Source organism: Streptomyces sp. NPDC058291 (genome assembly GCF_042880855.1).
In the GTDB taxonomy this organism is placed as follows: domain Bacteria; phylum Actinomycetota; class Actinomycetes; order Streptomycetales; family Streptomycetaceae; genus Streptomyces.
Genome location: NZ_JBHVYK010000023.1, coordinates 87,518 through 98,014, shown reverse-complemented (window position 1 = coordinate 98,014; position 10,497 = coordinate 87,518). Strand labels below are relative to the sequence as shown.

General features: G+C 71.9%; 10 protein-coding genes. 8 read left to right on the top strand and 2 right to left on the bottom strand.

From position 1 onward, the window contains the following. The 6 genes from ACFVYK_RS14860 to ACFVYK_RS14835 all read left to right on the top strand — a co-directional run. A partial coding sequence (locus tag ACFVYK_RS14860) for an alpha-glucosidase C-terminal domain-containing protein (RefSeq protein ID WP_389773268.1) occupies nucleotides 1–201 on the top strand: 201 nt, incomplete at its 5' end. 28 nt (nucleotides 202–229) lie between these two features. Further along, nucleotides 230–1,591 (top strand): maltokinase, encoded by a 1,362-nt coding sequence (locus tag ACFVYK_RS14855; RefSeq protein WP_389773265.1) that lies wholly within the window; start codon nucleotides 230–232, stop codon nucleotides 1,589–1,591. Nucleotides 1,592–1,596: 5 nt separating this feature from the next. Beyond that, on the top strand, nucleotides 1,597–3,801 hold the full coding sequence (gene glgB / locus ACFVYK_RS14850; protein WP_389773263.1) for a 1,4-alpha-glucan branching enzyme: 2,205 nt from the start codon (nucleotides 1,597–1,599) through the stop codon (nucleotides 3,799–3,801). 57 nt (nucleotides 3,802–3,858) lie between these two features. Beyond that, nucleotides 3,859–4,944 carry a glutamate--cysteine ligase gene (locus ACFVYK_RS14845; RefSeq protein ID WP_389773260.1) on the top strand — a complete coding sequence of 362 codons (1,086 nt, stop codon included), beginning with the start codon at nucleotides 3,859–3,861 and terminating at the stop codon, nucleotides 4,942–4,944. A gap of 145 nt (nucleotides 4,945–5,089) precedes the next feature. Continuing rightward, nucleotides 5,090–7,000, top strand: a complete 1,911-nt coding sequence (locus tag ACFVYK_RS14840; RefSeq protein WP_389773257.1) for an AMP-dependent synthetase/ligase — start codon at nucleotides 5,090–5,092, stop codon at nucleotides 6,998–7,000. 288 nt (nucleotides 7,001–7,288) lie between these two features. Then, nucleotides 7,289–7,735, top strand: a complete 447-nt coding sequence (locus ACFVYK_RS14835; protein WP_389773255.1) for an ATP-binding protein — start codon at nucleotides 7,289–7,291, stop codon at nucleotides 7,733–7,735. A gap of 34 nt (nucleotides 7,736–7,769) precedes the next feature. Here ACFVYK_RS14835 and ACFVYK_RS14830 read toward each other — a convergent pair whose 3' ends face one another. Together ACFVYK_RS14830 and ACFVYK_RS14825 are read right to left on the bottom strand one after the other, a co-directional pair. Then, the gene (locus ACFVYK_RS14830) at nucleotides 7,770–8,210 is read right to left on the bottom strand and encodes an ATP-binding protein (RefSeq protein ID WP_389773252.1); all 441 of its coding nucleotides are present in this window, start codon (nucleotides 8,208–8,210) and stop codon (nucleotides 7,770–7,772) included. After that, on the bottom strand, nucleotides 8,207–8,578 hold the full coding sequence (locus tag ACFVYK_RS14825; RefSeq protein ID WP_389773250.1) for a PRC-barrel domain containing protein: 372 nt from the start codon (nucleotides 8,576–8,578) through the stop codon (nucleotides 8,207–8,209). The genes ACFVYK_RS14830 and ACFVYK_RS14825 overlap by 4 nt, the downstream gene beginning before the upstream one ends. A 206-nt stretch (nucleotides 8,579–8,784) precedes the next feature. On the opposite strand from ACFVYK_RS14825, the gene ACFVYK_RS14820 reads away from it, so the two are divergent. Further along, nucleotides 8,785–9,666, top strand: coding sequence for an RNA polymerase sigma factor SigF (locus tag ACFVYK_RS14820; protein WP_389773247.1), 882 nt, complete (start codon nucleotides 8,785–8,787; stop codon nucleotides 9,664–9,666). A 317-nt stretch (nucleotides 9,667–9,983) separates the two neighbouring features. After that, on the top strand, nucleotides 9,984–10,497 hold a 514-nt coding region (locus ACFVYK_RS14815; RefSeq protein WP_389773244.1), incomplete at its 3' end, for a HAMP domain-containing protein.

The window sequence follows — 10,497 nt, the reverse complement described above, 5'->3', positions numbered from 1 at the left end:
TGCGTGCACAACTTCTCACGCTTCGCACAGCCCACCGAGCTCGACCTCAGCCGCTACGACGGCCGCCACCCCGTCGAGCTGTTCGGCGGAGTCCGCTTCCCCGCCATCGGTGAACTGCCCTACCTGCTCACCCTCGCGGGCCACGGCTTCTACTGGTTCCGGCTCACCAGAGCCGCGTCCCGGATCGGTCGCCGCCGGTGAGCGTGCGCCGCGGAAAGGATGGGTCACCGTGACGAGGACCGCACCCCTGCGACCGGGCAGCGCGAGCGGCGTCCGCACCGTCGGACCGCTCGCCGCGCTGCTGTGCGAGTGGCTGCCCCTGCACCGCTGGTTCGCCGGCAAGGACCGGCCGCTCACCGATCTGCGCATGCTGTCGATGACCGAGCTGTACCCGGGCTGTCTGCATCTGCTGGTGCACGCCGACCAGTCGGGGGTCCCGACCCCCGGCGGCACTCCCCCGGCCGGCGACTGCTACCAGCTGCTGCTGGGCCTCCAGGAGCATCTGTCGCCGCGCCTGGGGCGCGCCCTCATCGGGCGGGTCGAAGAGGGACCGCTGGCCGGTCTGACGATCCACGACGCGTTGCAGGACCCGCGGTCGGCGCAGCTGCTCCTGGAGCGGATGCGCCACCCCGGCACGCTGGGCCCGTTGTGCTTCGAGTCGGACCCGTCCGTGTCGCTGCCCCCCGGGCTCGCACCGCGCCTGCTGGAGGCCGAGCAGTCCAACACCTCGCTGGTGTACGGGGACGCGTTCATCCTGAAGATCTTCCGGCGCATCCAGCCCGGGGTGAACCCGGATCTGGAGGTGCCGGTGGCGCTGGCCGGACAGGGCTGCGGGCGGGTGCCCGCGCCGGTGGCCTGGTTCCGCACGACGCATCCGCAGGAGGCGACCCTCGGCGTGCTCCAGCCGTTCCTGCCCGACGCCTCCGACGGCTGGACGCTGGCGCTGCGGGCCCTCGCCCGCGGTGACGACTTCACGGCCGAGGCCGCGGAGCTGGGGCGCGCCACGGCCGACGTCCATCTGGCGCTGGCGGCGGCCCTCCCGGCGGGCCCGGACGCGGAGGACGGCCGGACCGCGGCGGCGATGACCGAGCGGCTGGAGACGGCGGCGCACCACGTGCCGGCGCTGCGGCCGTTCGTGCCGGGGCTCACCAGCGCGTTCCGCGCGCTGTCCGTGTGCGACGCCGGGCCGCCCGCCCAGCGCATCCACGGCGACCTGCACCTCGGTCAGGTCCTGCGCGCCGGACGCGACTGGTTCGTCATCGACTTCGAGGGCGAGCCGTCGCGTCCGCTGGCGGAGCGGCGCAGCGCCCACTCCCCGGTCCGGGACATCGCCGGGATGCTGCGCTCCTTCGACTACGCCGCCCGCCAGCGCCGCCCGTGGCGGCCGGAGTGGGCCCGGCGTTGCCGGGAGGCCTACTGCGCGGGCTACGCCTCCCGCGCCGGCTGGGACCCCCGTAAGAAACATGCCCTGTTGCGTGCCTACGAGACCGACCGAGCCGTGTACGAAGTGCTGTACGAGGCCCGGAACCGTCCCGACTGGCTGCCCGTACCCATGGCGGCGATCGAGCGACTCGCCGTCCGAGGAGGCTGACCCCTGTGGCCCTGCGTGACACCTCTCCGCCCGAGTCGGCCGGTCCTGGCCCGCGCACGGCGCCCGCGCTCGATCCGGGCGACCGCGGCCGCCTGCTCGCGGGCGCCCACCACGATCCGCACGCGCTGCTGGGCGCGCACCCGGCGCCGGACGGGATCCTCTTCCGGGCGCTGCGCCCGTTCGCCGACGCCGTGAGCGTCGTGATCGACGGCGATGCCACGCCGTTGGCCTCCGAGGGCGACGGCCTCTTCGCCGCCGTCCTGCCGCTGGCCGAGACGCCCGCGTACTCGCTGCTGGTGTCGTACGAGGGCGTCGAGCACAAGGTGGACGACCCGTACCGCTTCCTGCCCGCCCTCGGCGACCTCGATCTGCATCTGATCCGTGAGGGGCGGCACGAGGAGCTGTGGAAGGCGCTGGGCGCGGAGCCCATGGCGCACCAGGGGGTGGCCGGCACCCGGTTCACGGTGTGGGCGCCGAACGCCCAGGGGGTGCGGGTCGCCGGGGACTTCTGCTTCTGGGACGGGACCGCCTTCCCGATGCGCTCCATGGGCTCGTCCGGGGTGTGGGAGCTGTTCCTGCCCGGCATCGGCGAGGGCGCCCGCTACAAGTTCGAGATCACCTCCCGCTACGGGCACCGCTTCCTCAAGGCAGACCCGATGGCCCGGCGCAGCGAGGTGCCGCCGGACACCGCGTCGATCGTGCACGCCTCGCACTACGAGTGGGCGGACGACGCGTGGATGGCGCACCGGGGCGACGTCCCCGTGCACGCGGCCCCCTTCTCCGTGTACGAGGTCCATCTGCCGTCCTGGCGACCGGGCCTGACCTACCGCCAGCTGGCTGACGTGCTGCCGTCGTACGTCGACGACCTCGGCTTCACCCATGTGGAGTTCATGCCGGTCGCGCAGCACCCGTTCTCGGGCTCCTGGGGCTACCAGGTCACCGGCTTCTACGCGCCGGCCTCCCGGCTGGGCACGCCGGACGACTTCAAGTACCTGGTGGACGCGCTGCACCGGGCCGGCATCGGCGTGATCGTGGACTGGGTGCCGGCGCACTTCCCCAAGGACGACTGGGCGCTCGCCCGGTTCGACGGCGACCCGCTGTACGAGCCCGGGGACTCCCGGCGGGCCGAGCACCCGGACTGGGGGACGTTCGAGTTCGACTTCGGGCGCGTCGAGGTGCGCAACTTCCTCGTGGCCAACGCCGCTTACTGGTGCGAGGAGTACCACGTCGACGGGCTGCGGGTGGACGCCGTGGCCTCCATGCTCTATCTCGACTACTCCCGCGACTCCGGGCAGTGGGCGCCGAACGTGTTCGGCGGCCGGGAGGACCTGGACGCGATGGCGTTCCTGCAGGAGATGAACGCGACGGTCTACCGCCGCAGTCCGGGCGTCGTCACCATCGCGGAGGAGTCGACCGCCTGGGAGGGGGTGACCCGGCCGACCGACAGCGGCGGGCTCGGGTTCGGGCTGAAGTGGAACATGGGCTGGATGCACGACTCGCTCCAGTACGTCGCCAAGGAGCCGGTGCACCGCAAGTACCACCACAACGAGATGACGTTCTCGATGGTGTACGCCTACAGCGAGAACTACGTGCTGCCGATCTCCCATGACGAAGTGGTCCACGGCAAGCAGGCTCTGGTGTCCAAGATGCCCGGCGACTGGTGGCAGCGGCGCGCCAACCACCGCGCCTACCTGGGTTTCATGTGGGCCCACCCGGGCAAGCAACTCCTCTTCATGGGGCAGGAGTTCGCGCAGGGAGCGGAGTGGTCGGAGAGCCAGGGCCCGGAGTGGTGGCTGCTCGACCCCGGGTACGCCTTCGCGGGCGACCACCGGGGCGTGCAGGACCTGGTGCGCGACCTCAACACCGTCTACCGGGCCACCCCGGCGCTCTGGGAGCGGGACACGGACCCGGCCGGATTCCGCTGGGTGCTCGGCGACGCGGCGGACGACAACGTCTTCGCGTTCCTGCGTTACGACGCCCACGGAGCCCCGCTGCTCGCCCTCAGCAACTTCTCCCCGGTCGTGCGCCACGACTACCCGCTCGCCGTCCCCGGCGACGTCCCGGCCTGGCGCGAGGTGCTCAACACCGACGCGGCCGCGTACGGCGGCAGCGGCGTCGGCCGTTCCGCTCCCGTGACGCCGGGCGAGGGCGGGCTCAGGCTGACGCTGCCTCCGCTGGCGACGGTGTGGCTGGCGCCCTCGTCCGCTTGAACGCCGGCGGACGGGGCAGTCGGTGCGTACCACCCACCAGCAGGAAGGTCACCTCGCGTGCGCACCGTCGGAGTGGAGGAGGAGCTCCTCCTGGTCGACCCGGAGACGGGCGAGCCGCAGTCCCTGTCCGCCGCCGTCCTCGCCCGTGCCTCACGGTCCGGGGAGGACGACGTCTTCGAGAAGGAACTGCACAGTCAGATGCTCGAGTTCGGCACCCATCCCCAGTCGGGCATGGACGAGCTGGGCGCGGAGATCGCGCGCATCCGCGGGGAGGCGGCACGTCATGCCCGCGACGCCGGGTGCGCCGTCGCCGCGCTGGCCGCCTCACCGCTGCCGGTGCGCCCCTCGGTCAGCATGAACCGGCGCTACCAGTGGATGGCGGAGCAGTACGGGATCGCGACGCGTGAGCAGATGGTGTGCGGCTGCCATGTCCATGTCTCCGTCGAGTCGGACGACGAGGGCGTGGCCGTCGTCGACCGGATCCGGCCCTGGCTGCCGGTGCTGGTCGCGCTGAGCGCCAACTCGCCGTTCTGGCAGGGCCGGGAGACCGACTACGCCAGTTACCGCAGCCGGGTGTGGCAGCGCTGGCCGTCGGCGGGCCCCACCGAGCTGTTCGGGTCGGCGGAGCGTTACCAGCGCCGGGTGGCGGACATGGTGGCCACGGGCACGATCCTCGATGAGGGAATGGTCTACTTCGACGCCCGGCTCTCGGCGCGCTATCCGACGGTGGAGGTGCGGGTGGCGGACGTCTGTCTGCACGCGGAGACCGCCCTGCTGATCGCGACGCTGGTGCGCGGTCTCGTCGAGACGGCCGCCCGGGAAGGGCAGTCGGGCCGGGACCCGCTCGACCACAGCGTGAGCCTGCTGCGGCTGGCCAACTGGCGCGCCGCCCGCAGCGGTCTGACCGGGGACCTGCTGCACCCGGTGACCATGCGGCGCGCCCCCGCCGAGACCGTCGTGCGGGCCCTGCTGGAGCACGTGGAGCGCGCGCTGGCGGACAGCGGGGACCTGGAGCGGGCCCGCACGTCCTGCGCCCGACTGCTGCGGGAGGGCAACGGGGCCCGGATCCAGCGCGAGGTGTGGGAGCGCACGGGCAGTCTGCGCGAGGTCGTCACCGCCTGCGTCGAGCACACACAGGCCTGAGGCAGCCGATCCGCGGGGTGAGATCATCAACGCGGATTACATATGCGTTCCTGGCCACAAGCGGTCCCACCTGGGCTACATTCGACCACCGTCGATGACAGTTCCCGTCGGCGGAGTCACAGCCCGTACACGTCAGGAGCAGCGCATGCGCGACTTCGCTCTCGCTCCCCCAGCCGCCTCGCCCCTGACCGGAGGGCTCGCCGACAGCGTCTTCGACACAGCCGCCCGTACCCCCGCGCTCGCGGTGCTCGCCCGGCGCGCGACGGCCTCGGCCGGCTGGCAGGAGGTCACCGCCGTCGAACTGCGCGACGAAGTCGTCGACCTGGCCAAGGGGTTCGTGGCCTCGGGGATCTCGCCCGGCCACCGGGTCGCGATCATGGCGCGCACCCGGTACGAGTGGACGGTGCTGTGTCACGCGCTGTGGACGGTGGGCGCGGAGGTGGTGCCGGTCTATCCGACGTCCTCGCGCGAGCAGGTCGAGTGGATCCTGCGGGACGCCGCTTGCGTCGGGGTGGTCGTCGAGGACGAACAGAGCGTCATGACCGTGGGATCCGTGTGCGCGGCCCTGCCCGCGCTGCGGCACGTCTGGCAGTTGGACGCGGGCGCGTTCGAACAGCTCACGCAGCGCGGTGAGTCGGTGGCGATCACCACGGTGAACTCGCTGCGCCGGATCGTGCTGCCCGACTCCACCGCGGTGATCGCCTACACCTCCGGCAGCTCCGGGCGGCAACTGGGCTGCGCGCTGAGCCACCGCAGTCTGGCCGAGCCCTGCGACACGCTCCTGGCCGGCTGGGGGCACACGGCGGCGCCCGCGGGCGAACAGGCGAGCGTCCTCGCCTTCCTGCCGTTCTCCCACGTCTACGGGCTGATGATCCAAGGACTGTGTCTGCGCGGGGGCATCCTCATGGGCCATGAGCCCGACCTCGGCGCCGAGGCGCTCACGGAGTCGCTGCGCACCTTCCGTCCGACGTATCTGTACGCGGTCCCCTCGGTGTTCGAGAAGATCTACAAGAACTTCCTGCGGGTGGCCCAGGAGGCCGGCCGCGGCGCGCTGTTCGAGCGGGCGGCGGAGACGGCGCGGGTGTTCGCGGCCGCCGTCGAGCGGCAGCGCCTGGGCCGCGGCTCCGGGCCGGGGCTCGACCTGCGGCTGCAGCACGCCCTGTTCGAGCGGACGGTCTACCGCAGACTCCGGGCCGCGCTCGGCGGCCGCGTCCACCGCGCCACCTCGGGCGGCTCCCCCCTGCACCGCGACCTGTCCCTCTTCTACGAGGGCATCGGCATCTATGTGCACGACGGGTACGGTCTGACCGAGACCAGCGGCGGGATCACGATGCAGCCGCTCGGCCGGGAGAAGTCCGGCACCGTCGGGCAGCCCCTTCCGGGCACGGACGTCCGGGTGGCGGCGGACGGGGAGATCCTGGTGCGCGGCCCGTCCCTCTTCCAGGGCTATGTCAACGACGAAGCGGCCACGCGGGCGGCCTTGTCGGGCGGCTGGCTGGCCACGGGAGACCTCGGCTATCTGGACTCCGACGGCTACCTCACGATCACCGGCCGCAAGAAGGACGTCATCATCACCAGCAGCGGCAAGAGCGTGGCGCCGACCGCGCTGGAACAGCGACTGAGGATGCATCCGCTCGTCCACCAGGCGGTGGTGGTGGGCGACAACCGGCCCTGCGTGGGCGCGCTGATCACGCTCGACCCCGACTTCCTGGCGCACTGGCGCGGAAGCCTGACGCTGCACGGCGACACGCAGAGCCGGGAGGCGCGCGAGGAGCGCGAGGAGAACGCGCTGCGCGAGGAGATCGGGCGGGCGGTGGCCGCCGCCAACAGCGCGGTGTCCCGCTCGGAGTCGATCCGGGCCTTCCGCATCCTGCCGCAGCCCTTCGACCAGACCAACGGGCTGCTGACCCCGTCGATGAAGCTGCGCCGCGACTCGATCGTGGCGCACTACGCGGCAGAGATCGAGGCGATGTACCAGGCTCGGACGCGGCTGCCCCGGCAGAGCCCCCAGGAGGAGATCCTGAGCTGGGACGACGCGGACGACGTGTTCCGCTGAGGCATGGCCGCGGCGTCTGCCCGGTCCTGCTCGGGGCGGCCGCGGGACCGGGCGGACGCTCGCGCGCTCCGGCCCTTCGGGCACACCGGGTGACCCTTGTGTGACGGACCGTCGGAAACCGCGCCGGGCTACGACCGCGAGGCGTGCCGCGCGGTCCGACAGGGCCATATGCCGAAGCGAGACGGACGCGTAGCCTGGACGCGCCCGGGAACCCAGCTAGGGACGAAGCCAGCAGCAGCCGCACGAGAAAGGACGACGGCCCGGCCGTGACCGGACCGCACACATGACATGGCAACCGAGCCGCGGGGTAACGAAGCATTGTCCGCCTGGGCGATTCCGAGCCGAACGGCCCGTTTTGCGGGTGAACCGCACGACGTGACGGGTGCACGTCTGACGACCGAGGAGTTCCTCCACGACCTGGCGCGGGCGTCACCGCCCACGGCGCCGGAGTGCTGGCACGACATCGTGCTGATCGTCACGGAACTGGCCGCCAACGCGGTCCAGTACGCCCCGGGCCCGTTCGAGCTGCAGCTGCGCCGGACCTTCGACGGGGTGCACGTCACGGTGCACGACACCAGCAGCACTGCGCCGACCCCGCGGCCGTTCCATCCGGACAGCGGCGGCGGGGGCATCGGCTGGTACCTGGTGCACACCCTGTGCACCCAGGTCAGCGTGGTGACCGCGGACGAGGGCCAGGAACCGGGCAAGGACGTCCACGTCTTCCTGCCGTGGTGAGGCCGCGGTGCGACGGGCATGCGGCGCGCGCCCCTCAGGCCGGACGGTCGCGGACCGGCAGCAGCACACTGATCGTCTTCCCGCCCGCGGGCCGTCGGTCGATGTCGATCCGGCGGGCCAGCCGGACGACCAGCGGCCAGCCGTAGCCGCCCGCACCGTGTCCGGCAGGCGGGAATCCCGGCCGGTAGGCCGCGGCCGGCACGACGTCGCTGTGATCGTGGACGGCGACGCGGACCCCGTCGGGAACGGGCGTCGCCTCGAAGCCGGCCAGCCCGCCGCCGTGCCGGAGGGCGTTGGTCACCAGCTCCGACACGACCAGCAGCAGATCGATCACGTCCTCCTCGCGCGCCGGGCGCGTCGAGGGGTCCCAGTGGGAGTCCACCACCGCGCGGGCACGAGCGCGGGCGGACGCCGCGGTCGTCACCCGCGTCACGGGCGCGGAGGTGCGCACGGTCGCGAACTCGTCCTCCCTCACGTCGCCGACGTCCCCCGCGGCGCCGAGCGGCCGTAGTGGTCGCCGACGGCGGTGAGATAGGCGGGGTCGCCGGTCTCACTGTCGGTGCGGAAGCGCGGTGCTTCCTTCACCTCGTCCCGCGTGCAGGTCAAGGAGATCTCGCGGGCCGTGTGGTCGACGCCCTTCACCAGGCCCACCGGGACGACGGCGCTCCTGCCGAACACCCAGACGCCGGTGTCGACGACCAGGTGCCGCATCCCCTGCGGCCCGGCCTCGCGCTCCACATGGCCCAGGGCGCCGTCGGTCGTGACGACGGAGTAGCCGGTGAGGTCCTGTCCCTCGACATGTCCGCTGCCCGGCGCATACGACCAGATTCCGTGAATGGTCACGCTGCTCCCTTCTCGTGTTCCACAGCTGCGGTTACCCTGCCGGTGCGGCCGCATTCGGTGCGTGTCGCCCTGTTTCGGGCCACCGCAGGGCGGGCAGGGACGCCCGCGCGCGGATCAGCGGAAAGCATGTGCACAACAGCCGCATGAGTCGAGAGCACACGGGCAGACGGTCGTCATCGACGTGCTCGACGAACGGAGTGAACGCAATGAACGCCGTGACGGCACAGGCACCGACGGCCACGGCGGCGCGGGCGGGCGCGGGCAGCCCGTGCGAAGGGGTTCCGTTCATCGACGCCCCCGCCCAGGTGAGCCCGAGGGACGCGCGGGAGCTGTCCCGCCGCTTCTTCGACCGGCTGGCCGTCGTGGAGGAGGGCACCCGCGAGCACCAGTACGTGCGCAACACGCTCATCGAGATGAATCTCTCGCTCGTGCGGTACGCGGCCTCCCGCTTCCGCGGCCGGGGCGACACGATGGAGGACATCGTCCAGGTCGGCACGATCGGACTGATCAAGGCCATCGACCGGTTCGAGCTCACCCGCGAGGTCGAGTTCACCTCCTTCGCGGTGCCGTACATCGTCGGCGAGATCAAGCGCTTCTTCCGCGACACCAGCTGGGCGGTGCACGTGCCGCGCCGGCTTCAGGAGGCGCGGGTCGAACTGGCCAGGGCGACGGAGGAGCTGCAGACGCGGCTGGGCCGGATGCCGACCACCCGTGAGCTCTCGCAGCTGATGTCGCTGTCCGAGGAGGAGGTCATCGAGGCGCGCAAGGCGTCCAACTGCTACACCTCCGCCTCGCTGGACGCGGCCCTCACCTCCGACGGCGGCGCGGACGGGGAGTCCGTGCTGGCCGACTTCATCGGGATGCAGGAGCCCGCGCTGGAGCTGGTGGAGGACTTCCACTCGCTCGCGCCGCTCATCGCCGAGCTCGACGAGCGGCAGCGCCGGATCCTCCACCTGCGGTTCGTCGAGGAGCGCACGCAGGCGGAGATCGGCCAGGAGCTGGGCATCTCGCAGATGCACGTGTCGCGGTTGATCAGCCGCATGGTGCAGGGGCTGCGGACCGGCCTGCTGGGGCCCGACGTCGCCTGACCTCCGCCCGGCCAAACCGCCGGGCCCCCACGATCATCGCCCGGGACGGCGCAGGCTGCCGCCCCGGGCAAACCTGTTCGACTACCCCGTTTCCGGCCTTGCATGCATGGTGTGCACGGTCTGGAATTCCTGTGTGGACGAAGTGACGCGAGGCTTTGTTTCCGTGCGCCCGCGTGGGTTAGCCTGCGGCGGATTTCTCTCATCGCACACTTCCGTGAACTGCGGAAACACAGGCGCGACAGGCGGGGCCGCTCACCCGGGCGGCCCGGTTCCGAGTCCCCGACCGGGGGCTCCTGGGGAGCGGAACGAGGGTACGCATGACCAGCAACGCGACCGAGTCGTTGGACACGGTTCCCGGCGACCATGAGCTTCGCCAGCTCCTGGCCGGCCTGACAGCCGTACGGGACGGGGACTTCGGCACCCGTCTTCCCACCGACGGCGACGGTCTCATGGGCGACATCGCCACCGTGTTCAACGGCATGGTCGACCAGTTGTCGGTCTTCACCTCCGAGGTCACCCGAGTGGCGCGGGAGGTGGGCACCGAAGGCACTCTGGGGGGACAGGCGGAGGTGCCCGGAGTCTCCGGTACCTGGGCCGACCTGACGGACTCCGTCAACGCCATGGCCGGCAACCTGACCACCCAGGTGCGGGACATCGCCCAGGTGGCGACGGCCGTCGCCAAGGGCGACCTCTCCCAGAAGATCGACGTGCCGGCCCGCGGCGAGATCCTTCAGCTGAAGGAGACCGTCAACACGATGGTCGACCAGCTGTCCGCCTTCGCCGACGAGGTCACCCGCGTCGCCCGCGAGGTCGGCACCGAAGGACGCCTCG

Coding starts and splice junctions, on each gene's coding strand:
- ACFVYK_RS14840 (WP_389773257.1), top strand. CDS start 5,090: ATGCGCGACTTCGCTCTCGCTCCCCCAGCCGCCTCGCCCCTGACCGGA.
- ACFVYK_RS14835 (WP_389773255.1), top strand. CDS start 7,289: ATGGCAACCGAGCCGCGGGGTAACGAAGCATTGTCCGCCTGGGCGATT.
- ACFVYK_RS14820 (WP_389773247.1), top strand. CDS start 8,785: ATGAACGCCGTGACGGCACAGGCACCGACGGCCACGGCGGCGCGGGCG.